General features: G+C 67.1%; 13 protein-coding genes and 1 tRNA gene. 7 read left to right on the top strand and 7 right to left on the bottom strand.

What is annotated here, in order from left to right:
- The first annotated feature begins 694 nt into the window (after window positions 1-694).
- From ACWGDB_RS21895 to ACWGDB_RS21885, 3 genes are all read left to right on the top strand, one after another.
- Window positions 695-1,129, top strand: coding sequence for a DUF4913 domain-containing protein (locus ACWGDB_RS21895; RefSeq protein WP_453823919.1), 435 nt, complete (start codon window positions 695-697; stop codon window positions 1,127-1,129).
- A gap of 197 nt (window positions 1,130-1,326) precedes the next feature.
- On the top strand, window positions 1,327-1,983 hold the full coding sequence (locus ACWGDB_RS21890) for a site-specific integrase (protein WP_453823918.1): 657 nt from the start codon (window positions 1,327-1,329) through the stop codon (window positions 1,981-1,983).
- A complete protein-coding gene (locus tag ACWGDB_RS21885; RefSeq protein ID WP_453823917.1) occupies window positions 1,868-2,758 on the top strand; it encodes a tyrosine-type recombinase/integrase in 891 nt (296 codons plus the stop codon). The genes ACWGDB_RS21890 and ACWGDB_RS21885 overlap by 116 nt, the downstream gene beginning before the upstream one ends.
- Window positions 2,759-2,866: 108 nt before the next feature.
- Here the strand turns inward: ACWGDB_RS21885 and ACWGDB_RS21880 are convergent, their stop codons facing one another.
- Window positions 2,867-3,496: a class I SAM-dependent methyltransferase gene (locus ACWGDB_RS21880; RefSeq protein WP_062931541.1), complete on the bottom strand. Its 630-nt coding sequence runs from the start codon at window positions 3,494-3,496 to the stop codon at window positions 2,867-2,869.
- A gap of 310 nt (window positions 3,497-3,806) precedes the next feature.
- Here ACWGDB_RS21880 and ACWGDB_RS21875 point away from each other — a divergent pair, with 310 nt between their 5' ends.
- Complete coding sequence (locus tag ACWGDB_RS21875) at window positions 3,807-5,804, top strand: pentapeptide repeat-containing protein (RefSeq protein WP_453823916.1); 1,998 nt, start codon at window positions 3,807-3,809, stop codon at window positions 5,802-5,804.
- Window positions 5,805-6,077: 273 nt separating this feature from the next.
- Window positions 6,078-8,105, top strand: coding sequence for an RCC1 domain-containing protein (locus tag ACWGDB_RS21870; RefSeq protein ID WP_453823915.1), 2,028 nt, complete (start codon window positions 6,078-6,080; stop codon window positions 8,103-8,105).
- A gap of 1,580 nt (window positions 8,106-9,685) precedes the next feature.
- On the opposite strand, the gene ACWGDB_RS21865 is transcribed toward ACWGDB_RS21870, so the two are convergent.
- The 3 genes from ACWGDB_RS21865 to ACWGDB_RS21855 all read right to left on the bottom strand — a co-directional run bounded on the left by ACWGDB_RS21865 (window position 9,686) and on the right by ACWGDB_RS21855 (window position 11,728).
- Window positions 9,686-9,759, bottom strand: a tRNA-Pro gene (locus tag ACWGDB_RS21865).
- Between the two features lie 32 nt (window positions 9,760-9,791).
- Window positions 9,792-10,601 (bottom strand): Pr6Pr family membrane protein, encoded by an 810-nt coding sequence (locus tag ACWGDB_RS21860; protein ID WP_453823914.1) that lies wholly within the window; start codon window positions 10,599-10,601, stop codon window positions 9,792-9,794.
- A gap of 200 nt (window positions 10,602-10,801) precedes the next feature.
- The gene (locus ACWGDB_RS21855) at window positions 10,802-11,728 is read right to left on the bottom strand and encodes a metallophosphoesterase (RefSeq protein ID WP_453823913.1); all 927 of its coding nucleotides are present in this window, start codon (window positions 11,726-11,728) and stop codon (window positions 10,802-10,804) included.
- A 120-nt stretch (window positions 11,729-11,848) separates the two neighbouring features.
- On the opposite strand from ACWGDB_RS21855, the gene ACWGDB_RS21850 reads away from it, so the two are divergent.
- Entirely contained in the window at window positions 11,849-12,313 is a 465-nt protein-coding gene (locus ACWGDB_RS21850; RefSeq protein WP_383610488.1) for a GatB/YqeY domain-containing protein, read from the top strand.
- A gap of 115 nt (window positions 12,314-12,428) precedes the next feature.
- Here ACWGDB_RS21850 and ACWGDB_RS21845 read toward each other — a convergent pair whose 3' ends face one another.
- A complete protein-coding gene (locus ACWGDB_RS21845) occupies window positions 12,429-14,729 on the bottom strand; it encodes a transglycosylase domain-containing protein (RefSeq protein ID WP_453823912.1) in 2,301 nt (766 codons plus the stop codon).
- Between the two features lie 466 nt (window positions 14,730-15,195).
- Here ACWGDB_RS21845 and ACWGDB_RS21840 point away from each other — a divergent pair, with 466 nt between their 5' ends.
- On the top strand, window positions 15,196-15,534 hold the full coding sequence (locus ACWGDB_RS21840) for a WhiB family transcriptional regulator (protein ID WP_328425258.1): 339 nt from the start codon (window positions 15,196-15,198) through the stop codon (window positions 15,532-15,534).
- 46 nt (window positions 15,535-15,580) lie between these two features.
- On the opposite strand, the gene ACWGDB_RS21835 is transcribed toward ACWGDB_RS21840, so the two are convergent.
- Together ACWGDB_RS21835 and ACWGDB_RS21830 are read right to left on the bottom strand one after the other, a co-directional pair.
- The gene (locus ACWGDB_RS21835) at window positions 15,581-17,059 is read right to left on the bottom strand and encodes an ArsA-related P-loop ATPase (RefSeq protein ID WP_453823911.1); all 1,479 of its coding nucleotides are present in this window, start codon (window positions 17,057-17,059) and stop codon (window positions 15,581-15,583) included.
- A 112-nt stretch (window positions 17,060-17,171) separates the two neighbouring features.
- Complete coding sequence (locus tag ACWGDB_RS21830; RefSeq protein ID WP_453823910.1) at window positions 17,172-18,149, bottom strand: ArsA-related P-loop ATPase; 978 nt, start codon at window positions 18,147-18,149, stop codon at window positions 17,172-17,174.
- Window positions 18,150-18,225: the final 76 nt, after the last annotated feature.

Raw genomic sequence — 18,225 nt, 5'->3', positions numbered from 1 at the left:
GTGCCCGAGCGCAGCCACTTGGCAGGCCTCTGCCCTGCGCTCGACGGCGGGCGAAATCACCTGCGTGGGATCGCGCGTGCGCTCTGCTGGTTCAGCAAGGGCTATCGCCGATAGACAGAGCCAAGGGGGGTGCAGGGCAGGCGGAGCGCCCTGCCAGGAGAAGGCGGCGTCGCGAAGAAGATCCAGTTTGACTCAGGCGTGCGTAACAGAGGTCGGAGGGGCCTCGGCTCCGTCCCGTGGGCGGGTCGGGGCCGACGTCCTTCACTCCTGTATCCAGCTCGGGGGGTCGTCGAAGAACTACTCCCCGAGCATCGCCCGAACGACTCAGGGGCCCGACCCGCGATGCGGATCAGGCCCCTGATCTGGTACTTCACTGTCGGGGTGGCGGGATTTGAACCCACGACCTCTTCGTCCCGAATAATGTGCGGAAAGGTCGCTCGCCAGGAGCGCTTGACTCCTGTGCAGGTCAGGGCGTTGGTACGAGTTGGTTCCGGTGGGTGGCGAACCGAAAGGCTTCCTTGATCCACTCCCCGCTTACTCCCCAGGGCTGACCCGTGAGGACGACGCGGGCTGAGACACGTGGAACGGCCCCCGCCGCGAACTCTGAGCCTATTCAACATCGTGCCCGGCGAAGCGCTGGCGGAGGATGTCAGCCGCCTGCTCTAGCGGCGCACGACCCGGGAGGGTCCCCCTGATGCCCGGCATCACCGACGAGTGGGCCGACGATCCCCTGACGCCCCAGGAACCCACAGCAACTGGCGGCCCCGGCAGCCAGGCGGAGAAAGCCCCGAAGAAGAACAAGAAGAAGAAAGAGAAGGATCAGCCGCCGCCGCTGGTGTACCAGACGGTGAACGAATACATGACGGAGTGGTTCGCTCCGGTGATCCGCCGCAAGATCGACGGACAGACCCTCACGTGGTGCCCCCGATGGTGGGCACACCCGGAGGTCCTCACCCGAGTCAATGCGCTGTGGCGGGCCGGGGAGCACCTGCGCCTGGATCCCGCACTGGGCATGTCGATGTGGTTCCTGCACCACAGTGACCCCCACCTGCGGCAGATCATGGATGGTGACACCGGCCCGCTGGCCAAGTGCTCCATCATCGACGGTCACGAAATGCGGCGGCCCTAGGAGCCGCTGCCCTTGGAAACAGCCGACCCGGCGCTGTGGTTGGATCCGGCATTCAGCACTCAGGCTGGCTCGACCACGGCGCCGGAGGTATGGCCGCCGCGGCGGTTATCTGGGGTGTCTAGCGGGCGACAGGCACGTTGACCGAACTAACTCACGCGTTCTCGCAGCTCAGATGGGGTTTCTGCTAGCTTCCTGGCATGTCCGGTGAACAGCGTCCCGGCAGGGATTTGAAGAACTTTGTGCTGCCTGAGTCAGGCCAATTACTGGAGACGGGAGACCCCTGGGAGCCGTATCAGGTGCTGGACTCGTTCGGACGGCCGATCGAGCCTGTCGCCACGTACCTCAGAGACCTGATGGCAGCGGACAGTTCGCCGTTGACGCCACGCTCGTACGAGATGGATCTGCTGCGCTGGTGGCGCTACCTGTGGGCTTTCGGCATCGAGTGGGACCGCGCGGTTCGAGAGGATGCCCGGGACTTCATGCTGTGGATGAAGCTGGCGGACAAGCCGGTACGTGTCCACTGGCGTCACCGCGGCAAGGACCCTGCTGAGATACCTCCGGCCCGGCGTGACAGTCCGGCGCCGGGATCTCCGAACCCAGTGACGGGCAAGCCCACCGTCGGCAAGAAGTACGCGCCCACTACCCGGGCGCATTGCGAGACGGTGCTGCGGACCTTCTACGACTTCCACCTGGAGCGCAACACCGGATCGCTGCTACAAGCTGCCGACCACCGGAGAGGTGATCCCGCTCCTGCAGATCGCGCCGTCCAAGACGGACCAAGAGCGCCTCCTGCTGGTCAGCCCGGAGCTCGCCGACGTTCTCAGCGCCGTGATCAGCCGTGTTCGCGGGCATGACGGCAGGGTGCCAAGCATCCCGTCCTATGACCTGCACGAGAAAGTCTGGAACCCAACCATGCCGCTGCTCTACCAGTGGCCCGTAGGCGGGGAGAACAGGACGATCTCCATCACCACGATCCGCCAGTCACTCAACACGCTGCTGGCGGATACCGGCATCACCGACGCCCACGGACAGCCGTTGACCTTCCAGCCGCACGACTTCCGCAGGATCTTCATCACCGACGCCATCCTCAACGGCTTGCCGCCGCACATCGCCCAGGTTATTGCTGGTCACGGCCACATTGGAACCACGATGGGGTATGCCGCGATCTACCCGGAAGATGCCATCGAGGCTCACCGAGCCTTCATCGCCCGGCGCCGCGGTCTACGACCCGCCGGGGAATACCGGGCGGTGACCGACGAGGAGTGGCAGGAGTTCCTCGGGCACTTCGAGCGGCGCAAGCTGGCCCTGGGGCAGTGCGGCCGAGCATACGGAAGCAGCTGCGTCCACGAGCACGCCTGTGTCCGATGTCCGGTACTGATCGTGGGGCCGGACGAACGGCCCCGCCTGGAAGAGATCCGCGAGAACCTCCACGCCAGGATCGCCGAAGCCGAACGAGAAGGATGGCTGGGCGACGTCGAGCAACTGACCGTCAGCCTCACCGCAACCCACGACAAGATCAGCCAGATTGACGCCACCGAGAGGCGGAAGAGCTCGCCGGTATTCGTCGGCATGCCGACGATCAGTGAACTCGTAGTTCGGGAAGCCGAGAACCGGGATAAGGCGGACTGACTGCGACACAGATGGATAACAACCCAAACCGATCGGCCAGAACGCGGCGCTTCAGACGAGCTTCATCCACACAGATGACCTACCCCACCCCAGGCCACGGGCCACGTTCTACGGGCGGCGGGCCAAGAAGTGTGTGTCGAGGAAGCCGCGCTCGGACGCTGGGTCGTGGAGCAACCGAGCCACCGTGACGAGCCCGGCCTCGGCCAGCGACTCGGCAAACTGCTCCGCTGGCCAGCTATAGGCGGGCGCCACCTTGTGATCGAAGCGGACCGGATCCGGCCCCTCGGTCCCGAAGAAGGACACCAGGAGCAGACCCCCTGGTGCCAGAACACGCACCTGCTCAGCGAGTAGCGCGGGCAGTTCATCAGGTGGGGTATGGATCATCGAGTAGTGGGCCAGCACTCCACCGAGCGCGCCGTCCTCGACCGGCAGGGCCTCCATTCGCGCTTCGTCGAACCGCAGCATCGGCTGGGCCCGCCGAGCGTGGTCGACCATGGCCGGGGAGAGGTCGATCCCGAAGGCGTCTAGCCCCAAGTCGTGGAGCATGGCCGTCAGATGACCGGGTCCGCACCCGACGTCGGCTACCCGCAAGTTCCCCGTATCACGCACGAGCTCGGCGAAGGTGCCGATCATGTTCCGCGCGAACGGCCGCGTCTCCAACCGACTAGTGAACATTGACGCATAGAGCTCGACGACCCCGTTGTAGGCCGCCCTGGTCTCATCCTGGTGTTCTAACACGGGCAGGACGCTAACACCCTTGCCGTTCACCGCCGTTCACCGCCGTTCTCCGGCCCATACCGGCCCTTCCCCTCGGGACTGATCGTCCCGTCACCTGATCACGGGACGCCCCCGGTAGTTCGGAGAAGGCATGTGAAGCATGTCCGCCTCAGTGCACCGTGCCTGACAGATATCTACGGGTTGTTCAGGCACGTACGGCATGTTCGAACATGGCAACTGAGCTCCGACGTTGCCCGTCATCGTCGAGCCTGAACCGTTCCCGTCCCCAGGGCGTCCATACGGGCACTCGACACCGTGGAGCCGCCGCACCATGAGCACACCCCACCCGGCAGCGCCGTCCTGGCCGCACTGCGCACACGGCGCGGACCCGGCCACCGATCCCGTCGGCTGCCGCGGCGTCCATGTCCCCGGCCACACCGCGTGCCTCGCCCATCTGGCCGACGCCGATCGGGACACCTACCTGGCTGGCCTGGCTCCCTGCGCCAGCATTGACCACCGGGGCACCACGTTCACCGATGCCCTCCTCATTGCCATACTCGACGCCCTCCGTGACCCCTCAACCGGTAACGCCCGTTTAGGTACCGGCGCGTTCGAGTCGGCGGCCTTCGAGGGCGACGCCGCGTTCGAGTCGGCGGCCTTCGAGGGCGACGCCGGGTTCGAGTTCGCGACCTTCAAGGGCGACGCCGGGTTCGAGTTCGCGACCTTCAAGGGCGACGCCGCGTTCGATTCGGCGACCTTCGAGGGCGACGCCAGGTTCAGGTCGGCGACCTTCGAGGGCGGCGCCCAGTTCGGGTCGGCGACCTTCGAGGGCGACGCCTGGTTCGATTCGGCGACGTTCGAGGGCGGCGCCTGGTTCGGGTCGGCGACGTTCGAGGGCGACGCCTGGTTCGGGGCCGCAACCTTCGAGGGCGGCGCCTGGTTCGGGGCCGCGACCTTCGAGATCGACGCCATGTTCGGGTCGGCGACCATCAAGGGCGAGGCCTGGTTCGGGGCCGCGACCTTCAAGGGCGGCGCCTGGTTCGAGTCCGCGACCTTGAAGGGCGACGCCCGGTTCGATTCGGCAACCTTCGAGGGCGACGCCTGGTTCGGGGCCGCGACCTTCGAGGGCGGCGCCTGGTTCGAGTCCGCGACCTTGAAGGGCGACGCCCGGTTCGATTCGGCGACCTTCGAGGGAGACGCTCGGTTCGAGTCCGCGACTTTCGTGGACGCTGTCCAGTTCGGTCCTTTGTCGTGTGCTGGGCGGGTTGGGCTGTCCGGTGCGGTGTTCGGCAGCCCGGTGACCCTCTCGTTCGCTGCGCGCCGTCTGGAGTGCCGTCGCACTCGCTGGTCATCGACAGCGGAGATCCGTCTGCGCTATGCCACGGTGGACTTCGCACATGCGGTGTTCGAGTACCCCCTCACGATCGCCGCCGAGCCGAATCCGTTCGTGCTCACCGACGGCCGACAGCTCACCGAAGATCTTTTTCCGAACGCGCCCAGCCCCGGGGTGCGGGTGGCGTCACTGCGTGGGGTGGACGCCGCCCACCTTGTCCTCTCCGATCTCGACCTGTCGGGATGCCTGTTCGCCGGCACAGTGCACCTGGACCAACTCCGTCTGGAGGGCGCCTGCACCTTCGACACGGCGCCGCCCGCCGTGCGCTGGCAGCGCTGGCCGCCCATGCGGTTCACCGCACGGCGCGTCCTGGCCGAGGAGCACCACTGGCGCGCCAGCAGGCCGGGGGCGGTGCAGGGCTGGAACGTGGCGGTCCTGGGCGCCGGGAGGACGGGGCCTCTGCAGCTGGCGCCGGTGTACCGGGCTCTGCGCAAGGCCTTCGAGGACGGAAAGCACGAGCCGGGGGCAGCGGACTTCTACTACGGGGAGATGGAGATGCGCCGCCACGCCGACGACATCCCCCGCAGTGAACGGGGGCTGCTGACCGCCTACTGGGCGCTGTCCGGCTACGGCCTGCGAGCCTCCCGGGCCCTGGCCTGGCTCGGGACGGCCATGCTCCTCACCATCGTCCTGCTGATGGCCTTCGGCCTCGCCCAGGACACCCCAAAGCAGACCGCGACGGGCACCGTCCCGGCCGGCGGGGGCAAGGTCACCTTCGAGATCGACAAGGACGATCCGCAGAACCCAACCGGCAACCGGTTCACCGGCGAGCGCTTCGAGAAAGCCCTGAACGTCACGCTGAACTCGGTGGTGTTCCGCTCCTCCGGACAGGACCTGACCACCGCCGGCGCCTACATAGAGATGACCTCCCGCCTGACCGAACCCGTTCTGTTGGGTCTGGCCGTCCTTGCCATCCGCAACCGCGTCAAACGCTGACAGCCCTGCCCCGGCAAGCGAAGCCGTGTGGACGGTTCGGCCGAACTGTCCACGTGCCCTATTTGCCTGCACCGTCGATCATGCCTTGAGCTGCACAGAAGCCCTTCGACCCCTGGATAACGACGAGGTTGGCGTTGAAACGGTGACGCGTGCACTGGTCCGGACGCCCCACGTCTGTCGGTGCAGTCCGCGGCCCCCGATTCCGCGCTCTGGCGTCGGGCCGCGTCAGCTGCCGGGCGACGTTTCGTGCGACGCCCAGCCGGGGTGGTGGACGTGGGCTGCGTCGCGGACGCGGAGAAGCTGACGGCGTATCTGGCCGAGCACGTCGCGCAGTCGCCTTACGACTTGGCGCCCGAGCGGATCGCCGAGCACGCCAGCGTGCACCGGGATGTCATGCCCGAAGGAACGCCGGACGGCCGGATTCTGTGGCTCTCCTTGCTGCGATCAAACGTGCTCTCGACCAACCCATTCTGTCCCGAAGATTCACTCACCGCGATCAAGCGGCCAAGGACTATCTACCCCGGCGAAGTTCACCCAAATGGCGTAACTCAAGGCGCAACGAAAGTCCGAACGCGAGACGCTAAATATGTGTCTTGTGTCTTGTTAGGAGGACTCATGGCTTGCCCGAACGCTACTACACCCGTCGCGGAGCTTTCGGCGTGGCAGTCGATCGAAGCGGTTCTGTGCCTGGTTAATGAACAGCGCGCAATTGTCCGCGCTGACCCGCTCACGCTCAACAGGACCCTAAGCGCGGAGGCGCTCAGGCACGCCCGGGACTCCGCAAGACTGAAATGGTGGCCGCAGGATGGTGGCTCCATCGTCCATCAAAACCCTGAGCGCGGATCGGAACAAGACCGAATTAAGGCGTCGGGCTATTGTCCAGATGATCCGCCCAGGAATGAGAACTGCTACAACGGCTTCTATCTGGGTACCGGCGTGACCGAAATTACGGCTGAGCGCGCGGTCATGGAATTTTGGATGAAAAGCGATTTCCATCGAAAGACGATGCTGAATCCCATATATAACGAAACCGGAATTGCGGTCATCAGGGGGATTCCGGTAGTAAACCCGATTGTGCTCGACAAGAATAAGCGTCCGATACTGGACGAAAAAGGCAACCCTGTGCCGCCGGATGGTGGGTTCATCTTCGTACAGACCTTTGGTTTCTGCCAAGAGCCACGGCCTATGGGTGGCGACCCGTGGCTTTGGGGGGCAGGTGGCTATGGGCAGATTGGTGATGGAGCGAAACTCGAACGCGACGTCCCGGTGCATCCCGAGAATCACGAAGGCATCGTAGATCTGGCGGGTTGGTATCACACCTTGGCCGTCAAGGATGACGGCACCGTGTGGGCGTGGGGGGCCAATGACGAAGGACAAGTAGGTGACGGGACCTCGATTCACCGCTCAGCACCTGTACAGGTCCCAGGACTTACCCACATGACTGATGTCGCCGCAGGAGGGAAGCATAGTCTCGCGCTCAAGGGCGACGGGACGGTGTGGGCCTGGGGCCGCAACGGGTACGGTCAGCTGGGCGACGGCTCCCAGACAGACAGGCGCCAGCCCGTGCAGGTGCACGGATTGTCTCAAGTCACCGCTATAGCCGCCGGATACGCCCATAGCCTGGCGTTGAAAGAGGACGGGAGCGTCTGGGGGTGGGGCGCAAATTGGTACGGACAGCTCGGCATTGGAGAGCTCCCCGGCGGCGGCTTGCAAACAGATTTGGTCTCGCCAGTTAGAACTCATCTAGACGTTCATGCAGTAGCCATCTCGGCTGCCCATGATCACAGCATGGCAATTGCATCAGATAGGGGCCAGTTGTGGATGTGGGGCCTCGGCTACGAGGGCTGCTTGGGGGATGGAATTTCTGACGTCCATTATGCCGCGACGCCGATCAAGCCAAAGCCGGTAGGCGCATTTTCGGGCCGTGACATCGTCGCCGCCGGCGGAGGGCATGTATTTAGCTGCGCGGCAGACAAGCAAGGCCGGGTGTGGGCTTGGGGAGGTAACGTGACTAAAGTTGTGAATCCCAGCGCCTCAGTGTTTGACGTCTTTCCCACCGCTGTCCGGGTAGCTGGTCTCGACGGAGTGATCGACGTCGCAATCGGTTTCCACTTTGGCCTAGCGCTGAAATCTGACGGGCGCGTCTGGGGATGGGGCGCAAACCATTTTGGACAGCTCGGAACCGGTGTTCTTACTGGAACATCGCCTCCCACCAGGACCGTGGGAATACAGAAAGCGAGTGCTATAGCGGCCGGCGTAGCCCACGGAATGAGCGTGGCCCGACCCGACGAGCAACGATAACTGCACCTCGAGGCCCCCTACGAGGGGCTCGAGACACCGACGGTATGCCGGAAGAGGCTCTTCAGCAGTTGCTCACCGTGGCATTTGAACCGCTGGAGGAGGGGGCTCTGATGTTCCAGCCCTTGTCCGGTGGACTGCGGGAGGTTGGCTCGCGACCGTCGTCCGTTCAGGCCGGCTCTGCGACCAGCACTTGACGGCCGTGCGCCTTTGTCTCTGTGGCTCCCGGCCGCAGCGCCGTTCGGCAAGTACGGCGTCTTGGGGTAGAACGTGTCGAGCGGGATCTGAGTGTTCTCTGCGGCTGCTGGCCGCAGCATCACGGCCTGTCGGAGACCGCGTCGACGATTGACCCGAACAGTTCGGTCTCTGCGGCTCCCTGCCGCAGTCCTATGCGGCCCCGTTGGCGTGGTACTCAGTCCGTCGTTTGACTTGAGGCCGGCCGGTGGCGCCTTCCGACGTGTCGCTCGTGGACTCGCGGTCCCAGAGTTTCCTTGATCCACTCCCCAGTCACTCAGAAGAACGAATCAGGCCCGGTCTTTGATGAAGGAGATCGGGCCTGACCTGGTGTTTCAATGTCGGGGTGGCGGGATTTGAACCCACGACCTCTTCTGCGGGAACGGCAGCCTCGCGTATGTCCGTGCCTGGACGACAGTCTCTGCGGCTTCCGGCCGCAGCACCACTACGGCCGCAGTTGCGGCACGAGGCCCTTACCGCCGATACGACTGGCTCTGCGGCTCCCGGCCGTAGCCCCATTACGGCCACATTGTGGCCGGTCCTGTTGTGAACAAGCTGGCTCCTGATTTCTGCGGCTTCCGGCCGCAGCACCATCACGGTCTCATCCCGGAGTCGCTCCGCTCCGACCTGCTGCGTCTGTCTCTGTGGCTCTCGGCCGCAGCACCAATCACGACACGTCGAAGATCCCGGGCGAGGACCAGGAAGCCGACTCTGCCTTTGTGGCTCCGGCCGCGGCCTCATTGAAGCTTTCTCCTTGACGACGGAGCTCACTCACATCCCAAGGTACTTTCTGTGGCTACCGACGACAGCACGATCACGGTTGGTGGGATGCCGTACGAGGATTGCCACCGCCAGGCTGTCTCTGTGGCCGCTGGCCGCGGCACAATTGCGGCACGATCGCCATCACCAACGCTGGTGTCGGGCACCCCCTGTTTCTGCGGCTCTCGGCCGCAGCACCATCGCGGCTTCCGCAAGGTCGGCGCCGCCACGCGCCGCTCCCTGTTGTCTCTGCAGTCATCGGCCGCAGCGCCATCACGGCACCAAGGAATTGCTGGTCCTGAAGAAGACGACGGCTACCTGGTCTGTGGCGTCCGGCCGCAGCGCCATCACGGCAGGGTGTACCGGATGCGGTACAGCGTGCGGGGTCTGCCTCTGCGGCTCCCCGCCGCAGCCCCATCACGGCCGCATGGTCGTGGTACTGGACTGGGGGCCGGCCGGTGGTGCTTCCAGCATGGCGTGCGTGGACTCACGGTCCGGGAGTTTCCTTGATCCACTCCCCAGGCACTCAGGAAAATGAATCAGGCCCGGTCCCTGATGAAGGAGACCGGGCCTGATCTGGTGTTTCTCTGTCGGGGTGGCGGGATTTGAACCCACGACCTCTTCGTCCCGAACGAAGCGCGCTGCCAAGCTGCGCTACACCCCGATGTCGCTGCTGTCGCGGCGACGTCGTTTACTTTAGCCCACCGGTGGCTGGAGACGAAATCCGGTTTTCGTGCGTTGGTGGACGCGGTGGCGGATGGGGTTGGGGCGGGCGTGGTCGAGGGCCACGAGGGCGATGGCCAGGGCGTAGATGGCGAGGCCGATGAGGAGGGCGTTGCCGAGGACGCTCTTGTAGCCGTGCCGGGCCACGTCGAGGAAGGGGTAGAGGTAGCGGGCCGGTGTGCCGGAGGCGAGCAGTTCGCCTCGGGTGAGGGTGAGCGCCAGGTAGGTGAGGGGGTACAGCAGCCAGGTCGCCGCCGGGCGCAGGTGCAGGTGGCCCGGGGCCGTCAGGAGCAGCCAGTCCAGCAGGGCCGCGATGGGTGTTGCCGTGTGCAGGACCTGGGTGGTGAGCGCGTGCCAGCCCGTGGGGTCCGTGGCCGCGCCCGTGAGGACGCCGGGGAGGGCGTAAGGGCTCGACTCGTTGGCCAGCAGCAGGTGGTAGACGAGGCCCGTGACCAGGGCGTAGAGCAGCGTGGCGCCCGTCAGTGCGGAGGGCAGGGGGCGGCGGGCGGTCCAGGCGCGGCGGGCCGAGAGGATGAAGACCAGGGCCAGCAGGATGTTGGCCTGGATAGCGAAGTGGCTCAGGATGCGCACCGGGCTGCCGAGGGTCAGTTCGACGGCGACCGCCGCGGCCGCGACCAGGGCGACCAGCAGACGGTACACGGCTGCCAGGGGGCGGCGGGCGGGGGCCACCACCGCGGTGGCGGGGACGTGGGACGGCAGCAGCGCGGGGATGCCCGGTATCGCGGGGAGGTCCGGGATGTCCCTGGGTATCGGGGCTGTCATGCCCTCACGCTAAGCAGGATGGGCAAAACGGGCGATACGGGTGGTCCGTGTGGGCTACGCCGAGCGGCCGGATGGCTGCACCCCGCCCTGTGCCCAGGCCCACCCGCCCTTCACTCCGGCCCACCCTGACCCTTGTTCCGGCCCACCCGTCCCTTACTCCGGCCCCACCCTCACTCCCGCCCCACCCGCATCACCGGCCCCTACTCCCGCCCCACCAACGTCAACAACGTCGCCTCCGGCGGGCAAGCGAACCGGAACGGCGTGTAGCGGTTCGCGCCGCAGCCTGCCGAGACGTGCAGGTAGGACGTACGGCCCTCCGCCGTGTGCGTGGACAGGCCCTTCACGCGGTCCGTGTCGAGGTCGCAGTTGGTGACCAGGGCGCCGTAGAAGGGGATGCAGAGCTGGCCGCCGTGGGTGTGGCCGGCCAGGATCAGGGGGTAGTCGTCGGCCGTGTAGGAGTCCAGGACGCGCAGGTACGGCGCGTGCACCACGCCCAGCGCGAGGTCGGCGGCGCCGGACGGGCCCCCGGCCACCCGCTCGTAGCGGTCCCTCTTGATGTGCGGGTCGTCGAGGCCGGTGAGCTCCACCGACACGCCCTCGACCTTCAGCGTCCCGCGCGTGTTCGTGAGGTTGAGCCAGCCCGCGGCGTCGAAGCCGTCGCGCAGGTCCTCCCAGGGGTTGTGGATCGCGCCGACGGCGGGTGCGTTGCCGTTCAGGCCGTGGCGGCCCTGGGCCTTCTCCAGCAGGTAGCGGGCGGGGTTGCGCAGCTTCGGGCCGTAGTAGTCGTTCGAGCCGAAGACGTACGCCCCCGGGAACTGCATCAGCGGACCCAGCGCGTCCAGTACCTCCGGCACACCCTCCGGGTCGGAGAGGTTGTCGCCGGTGTTGATCACGAAGTCCGGGCGCAGGCCCGCCAGCGAGCGCAGCCAGCGCTGCTTCTTGTGCTGGCCGCCGACCATGTGGATGTCGGAGACCTGGAGCACGCGCAGCGGACGCATGCCCGCGGGCAGGACGGGGACCGTCACCCGTCGCAGGCGGAAGGAACGGGCCTCGAAACCCGCCGAATACAACAGACCGGCGGCGCCAACCGCCGTGATGCCCAGGGGTACTCCGTATCGCGCGCGCATACAACCATCGTGTCAGACCGGCGAAGTCCCCGTACCCTGCCGCCCCGGGTACGGCATCGCCGTGCACGCCCCTTGAAATCAAGGGGCGTTCCCTGCCCCACACCTGCGACAATCGACGCCATGACCACGCTCAAGTCGAAGCTGCAGGAAGACCTCAACGCCGCGATCAAGGAGCGCGACGAGCTCCGCTCCTCGACGCTCCGGCTGACGCTCGCCGCGATCACCAAGGAGGAGGTCGCGGGCAAGGAGAAGCGCGAGCTCTCTGACGACGAGGTGCAGAAGGTGATCACTCGCGAGGCGAAGAAGCGCCGTGAGGCGGCCGAGGCCTTCGCGCAGGGTGGTCGTGCCGAGTCCGCCGAGCGGGAGAAGGCGGAGGGCGAGGTCCTCGCCACGTACCTGCCGAAGCAGCTCAGCGACGACGAGCTGAACCAGATCGTCGCCCAGGCCGTCGAGGAGGCCAAGGCGGCCGGCGCCGAGGGCCCGCGGGCCATGGGCGCCGTCATGAAGATCGTGAACCCGAAGGTGGCGGGCCTGGCGGAGGGCGGCCGCGTGGCCGCGGTGGTCAAGAAGCTGCTCGCCGGCTGACACCTACGACACGGCGGGCGGCCGGTGTGGCCACCAACCGCTCCGCCTCGGACGACAGACGGCCCCTGTCCCTTCGTACGAAAGGACAGGGGCCGTCCCCTTTCTCAAGGCCGCGTCAGCCACGCCCCCCGGTGCCGCCCCCGTTCGACTGCCCCTGCCACCAGCCCTCGGGGATCGAGAAGGAGGGCTCCGGGGACGTACCGCCGTCCGCGCCGCCATTGTTGCCGCCGCCGTTGTTGTTCCCGCCGCCGATCAGGCCGCCGATGAACTCGTCGCCGTTGTTCCCGTCGTCGTTGCCGTTCTCGTCGCCGTCCTCGTCCTCGTCACCGCGGCCACGGTCCGGCTTGTCCTCCGGGATGTGGACGGTGTTGAAGTTCTCGTCGGGCTTGCCGTCGAGGGCGCCGTTCATCGCGTCGCGCCAGATCGGGCCCGGGACCCGGCCGCCGTAGACCAGGTCGTGGTACTGGCCGCCGATGAAGATGTTCCGCATCTTGACCTTCTGGGTGGCGCTGCCGACCCAGACGGCGCCCGAGAGGTTCGGCGTGTAGCCGACGAACCAGGCGTTGCGGCGCTCGTCCGTCGTACCCGTCTTACCGGCGCTCTGGCGGTTGGTGAGACCGGCCTCCTTGCCCGTGCCGGAGTCGACCACGCCCTGGAGCAGGGTGTTGATGGTGTCCGCGGTCTGCTCGGACATCGCCCGCGAGCACGTCGACTTGGGCACCTCGAGCGACTTCTGCTCCCCGCCGACCTTCTGCGAGATCGACTCGATGGCGATCGGCGTGCAGTACATGCCGCGGGAGGCGAAGGCGGCGTACGCGCTCGCCATCGTCAGCGGGGAGAGGCCGATCGAGCCGAGGGTGACGGAGGGGGTCTCCGGGAGCTTGTCGCCGTTGCCCTGCCGGACCTGCAGCTTGTCGGTGATGTTGACCACCGGGCACAGACCGATGTCGGCGACCATCTGCACGAAGTAGGTGTTGACCGACAGCTCCATCGCCTTCCTCAGGCGGTAGGGGCCGCGCTCCGACTCGGCTTCGTTCTCCAGCTTCTCGCCCTTCAGGTTGGTCCACGGCTTGCTGTCGCACGTCTGGACCGGGCTCGGGTACTCCATCTCGTACGGTGACGCGTACTCCTGCGTCGGCGGGCGGCCCTCCTCCAGGGCGGCCGCCGCGACGAACGGCTTGAACGTCGAACCGGTCGGGAAGCCGAAGTTGGAGCCGCCGTAGGCCGCGTCGACCGAGTAGTTGTACTCGGTCTCGTTCTTGCCGTAGCCGTACGGCTTCGACTGGCCCATGCCGAGGATCTTGCCGGTGCCGGGCTCGACGAGGGTGGTCGCGGCGGCGACCTTGTCGTCCTGGTTGACGTGGTCCTTGAGCGAGGCCTGGACCGACTCCTGGGCCTGTGGGGCGAGGGTCGTCGTGATGGTCAGGCCGCCGCGGTTCCAGATCTTGGCGCGGGCCTCGCGGTTCTTGCCGAAGACCGGGTCGCTGAGGAAGACCTTCTCGACGTACTGGCAGAAGAACCCGGCGCCCTTGACCGCGGTGATGCAGCCGTTGTTGGGCTTGCTGACCTTCAGGCCGAGCGGCGCCTCCTTCGCCTCGTCGGCCTCCGCCCGGGAGACGTCGCCGACGTCGGCCATGCGCTGCAGGACGATGTTGCGCCGCTTGATGGCCTCGGCCTCGTCGTTGACCGGGTCGTAGCGGCTCGGCGACTGGACGATGCCGGCGAGCAGGGCCGCTTCCTGGAGTTCGAGGTCCTTGGCGGACTTGGAGAAGTAACGCTGGGAGGCGGCCTCGACGCCGTACGCCTGCTGGCCGAAGAACGTGATGTTCAGGTAGTTCTCGAGGATCTTCTTCTTGCCGAGCTCCTCCTCGACCTGGATCGCGTACTTCAGCTCCTTGATCTTGCGGCCGAGGGTCTGCTGGGTGGCCTGCGCGACCTTCGTCGCGTCGTCGCCGGCCTCCTCGACGAAGACGTTCTTCACGTACTGCTGGGTGAGCGTGGACGCGCCCTCGGTGACGCCGCCGCTCTGCGCGTTGCGGTTGAGGGCGCGCAGGACGCCCTTCAGGTCGACCGCGCCATGCTGGTAGAAGCGGGCGTCCTCGATCGCGACGATCGCTTTCTGCATGTACGGCGAGATGTCCTTGAGGTCGACCACCGTACGGTCGCGCGAGTAGACCGAGGCGATCTGGGCGCCCTTGGTGTCCAGGATCGTGGTGCGCTGGCTCAGTGGCGGTGTCTTGAGGCTGACCGGGAGCTCGTCGAAACTCTCGACCGAACCCTTGGCCGCGAGCCCCAGCGCGCCGACGGCGGGCAACGCGATACCGGCCAGCACGGCTCCCGCGAGCACACTGACACCGAGGAACTTGGCGGCCTGTTGCGTTGGCGACAGACCACCGCCCGAGCGCTTCTTTGGCATGGGGGCAGCCTAAACCGTAGAGATGAGCGAACCGAGGCCCACCGTGCGCGAGCAGAGCTCACTCATGGATGCGGCCCATTCGCCGGACAGGCACGCAGGCGTTGGCCTAAGCTGCTCTCAACTGTCACAGCAGTGCGACCACGTATCAATACGTCCGGCGACCCCGAATCGTTCCGGAGGTTCCCCACATTTTTTGGTGGGGGCGTGTCCGAATCCGCCTTGTGTGTCATCCGGCGTCCGTTGTGACTCAACTGAACTGTCCTGGTTTGTCGGGAAAGTCACGCATGTCGCCAGCTCACTCCCCCGGGTGATCTGCCGCTTACGCATAGTCCGTTCGGGCCATTCAAGATTGGGCCCGAAGGGGGTGTTGCGCTGTGCCCACCTTCCGTAACGTCCTCAACTGGCGGCGGTGAATATGCCGCTGCCGCCGTGGGGGAGCCTCGATTCGGGAGAGGACGGCGCCGGTATGGGCTGGGTAGTCGACTGGAGTGCGCAGGCGGCCTGCCGCACTACCGATCCGGATGAACTGTTCGTTCAGGGAGCAGCGCAGAACAGGGCCAAGGCGGTGTGCACCGGATGCCCGGTGCGCACGGAGTGCCTGGCGGACGCGCTGGACAACCGCGTCGAGTTCGGCGTGTGGGGAGGAATGACCGAGCGGGAGCGCCGTGCGCTGCTGCGCAGGCGGCCCACCGTGACCTCCTGGCGGCGGCTGCTGGAGACCGCGCGCTCGGAGTACGAGCGGGGCGCGGGCATCCTGCCGCTCGACGACGACCAGGTGTACGAGGACTTCGCGGCGGTGAGCTGAGGGGGCCAGGGCGGAGGGGACCAAGAGGTCTCCTCCCGGAACTCCCTCAGGTGCCGGCCGCGGGGTCGGGCAGCTCCGGCTTATGGGCCGCGAGCCGGTTTCCGATGTTCCGCAGTCCTGCCAGGTCATGCACATCGCCGGGCAGCGCGGCCACTTCGGCCACGGCCACCTCGGGATGCAGTGAGGTGAAGCGGTCACGCGTGCGCTGCTCACGAGTGAGCAGCTGCATGCGCTCGGCGTGCAGCCTCAGCAGACCTGTGGTGAGTTGGTCGACGGACCGCTCCACATGCGCCGGGCCCGGCGCATCGGCGCCGGTGGCGGATTGCGGAGTGACGGGCTGCGGCACGTCCGTGGCTGCGGTGCGCTCCGTGTCGGGGGCGGGGGAGCCTGCCTCAGGAGCGGCGGGGGAGCCTGCGTCGCGAACCGGTTCTTCGGGAGCCGGTTCGTCGGAAGCGGGCGATTCGGATGCGACTGATTCTGAACTGTCGTACGTGTCAGGGGAGTTACGAAGTCCAGCTTTCCCGCCCTCCTGATCCACAATGCCGGTCTCTTCAAGATTTTCCGCGGCGGCGAGCGCCCGCTCGGCCGACAGCCGGTCGGCGCCGCTGCCGTGGACCCGGTTGAGCACCAGACCGGCGAGCGGCATGTCCTCGGCGGCCAGCCGCTCCACGAAGTACGCGGCCTCGCGCAGCGCGTCCCGCTCCGGCGCGGCCACCACCAGGAACGCCGTCCCGGGCGCCTGGAGCAGCTTGTACGTCGCGTCCGCGCGCGTACGGAACCCGCCGAACATGGAGTCCATCGCGGCCACGAAGGTCTGTACGTCCTTCAGCAGCTGACCGCCGAGCAGCTTGCCCAGCGCGCCCGTCATCATCGACATGCCGACGTTCAGGAACTTCATCCCCGCGCGGCCGCCCACCTTGGCCGGGGCCAGCAGGACGCGGATCAGCTTGCCGTCCAGGAACGAGCCGAGCCGCTTGGGCGCGTCCAGGAAGTCCAGCGCCGAGCGGGACGGCGGCGTGTCGACGACGATGAGGTCCCACTCGTCCCGGGCGCGCAGCTGGCCCAGCTTCTCCATCGCCATGTATTCCTGCGTGCCCGCGAAGCCCGCCGAGAGCGATTGGTAGAAGGGGTTGCCCAGGATCGCGGACGCCCGGTCGGGGTCCGCGTGCGCCTCGACGATCTCGTCGAAGGTGCGCTTCATGTCGAGCATCATCGCGTGCAGCTCGCCCTCACCCTCGACGCCCTTCACCCGGCGCGGGGTGTTGTCCAGGGAGTCGATGCCCATCGACTGGGCGAGCCGGCGGGCCGGGTCGATGGTGAGCACGACCACCTTGCGCCCGCGCTCGGCGGCCCGCAGTCCCAGCGCCGCCGCGGTCGTGGTCTTGCCGACGCCGCCCGAGCCGCAGCACACCACGATGCGGGTCTTCGGGTCGTCGAGCAGCGGGTCGAGGTCGAGCACGCGCGTGGGGGACAGGTGAGAGGCGCGCGCGGCGTCGGGCGCCTGGGCGGATTCCGGACGGCTCATGACATCCCCTGCTTCCGACGCTGACGGTCCTGACGTACGACGTGCCGATCCCGCCGTACGGCGTGCCGCTCCCGCCGGCTGTTCGGACTCGTGTCCTGCCTGGTGAACGGACTCATGACAGTCCCTGTTCCCGCAGCTCGCCCGCGAGTTCGTACAGGCCCGCCAGGTCCATGCCCTCGGCGAGCAGCGGCAGTTCGTGCACCGGCAGCCCCAACTCGTCCAGGACCGCCCGCTGCTCCTGCTCCAGCGCGTACCGCTCGGCGTACTCGTCGGCCTGCGCCAGCAGCGGGTCCACCAGCCGCTCGGCGTTCCCGCCGCGCCGTGCCCCGCCGAGCCCGGCGGAGGACAGCGACTTGGCGACGGCGGCACGCGGCACACTGCGTACGAGTTCCAGGTCGGTGGCGTCCAACACCTCGGGCCGCACCATGTTCACGATGATCCGCCCCACCGGCAGTCGCGCGGCACGCAGCTCGGCGATCCCGTCCGCGGTCTCCTGGACGGGCATCTCCTCCAGCAGCGTGACCAGGTGCACGGCCGTCTCGGCCGACTTCAGCACGCGCATCACGGCCTGTGCCTGATTGTGTATCGGCCCTATCCGGGCGAGCCCGGCGACCTCGTCGTTGACGTTGAGGAAGCGGGTGATGCGCCCGGTGGGAGGGGCGTCCATGACGACACAGTCGTAGACGAACCGGCCGGCCTTGTCCTTGCGCCGCACGGCCTCACACGCCTTGCCGGTCAGGAGTACGTCTCTCAGCCCCGGCGCGACGGTGGTGGCGAAGTCGATCGCGCCGAGCTTTTTCAGGGCCCGGCCCGCACCGCCCATCTTGTAGAACATCTGGAGGTAGTCCAGAAGGGCCAGTTCGGGGTCTATGGCGAGGGCATACACCTCCCCGCCCCCAGGAGCGACGGCGATCTTCCGCTCCTCATAAGGCAGCGCCTCTGTTTCGAAGAGCTGCGCGATGCCCTGCCTGCCCTCGACCTCGACGAGAAGCGTCCGCTTCCCCTCCGTGGTGAGGGCGAGCGCGAGCGCGGCGGCGACCGTGGTCTTTCCGGTCCCGCCCTTGCCGCTGACGACCTGGAGCCTGCTCACGTCTTCGAGCCTAACCAGTCGGTGCGCAAGCTACGCGACAGCCTGTGGACAACGTGACCGCGGTCGGCCGCATGGC

This window comes from Streptomyces sp. NPDC055013, assembly GCF_053608645.1.
This window is presented reverse-complemented; position numbering and strand designations above follow the sequence as displayed.

Bases quoted from the DNA above. Each gene is read 5' to 3' on its own strand.
- ACWGDB_RS21895 (WP_453823919.1), top strand. From the start codon at position 695: ATGCCCGGCATCACCGACGAGTGGGCCGACGATCCCCTGACGCCCCAG.
- ACWGDB_RS21890 (WP_453823918.1), top strand. From the start codon at position 1,327: ATGTCCGGTGAACAGCGTCCCGGCAGGGATTTGAAGAACTTTGTGCTG.
- ACWGDB_RS21875 (WP_453823916.1), top strand. From the start codon at position 3,807: ATGAGCACACCCCACCCGGCAGCGCCGTCCTGGCCGCACTGCGCACAC.
- ACWGDB_RS21860 (WP_453823914.1), bottom strand. From the start codon at position 10,601: ATGACAGCCCCGATACCCAGGGACATCCCGGACCTCCCCGCGATACCG.
- ACWGDB_RS21855 (WP_453823913.1), bottom strand. From the start codon at position 11,728: ATGCGCGCGCGATACGGAGTACCCCTGGGCATCACGGCGGTTGGCGCC.
- ACWGDB_RS21850 (WP_383610488.1), top strand. From the start codon at position 11,849: ATGACCACGCTCAAGTCGAAGCTGCAGGAAGACCTCAACGCCGCGATC.
- ACWGDB_RS21845 (WP_453823912.1), bottom strand. From the start codon at position 14,729: ATGCCAAAGAAGCGCTCGGGCGGTGGTCTGTCGCCAACGCAACAGGCC.
- ACWGDB_RS21840 (WP_328425258.1), top strand. From the start codon at position 15,196: ATGGGCTGGGTAGTCGACTGGAGTGCGCAGGCGGCCTGCCGCACTACC.
- ACWGDB_RS21835 (WP_453823911.1), bottom strand. From the start codon at position 17,059: ATGAGCCGTCCGGAATCCGCCCAGGCGCCCGACGCCGCGCGCGCCTCT.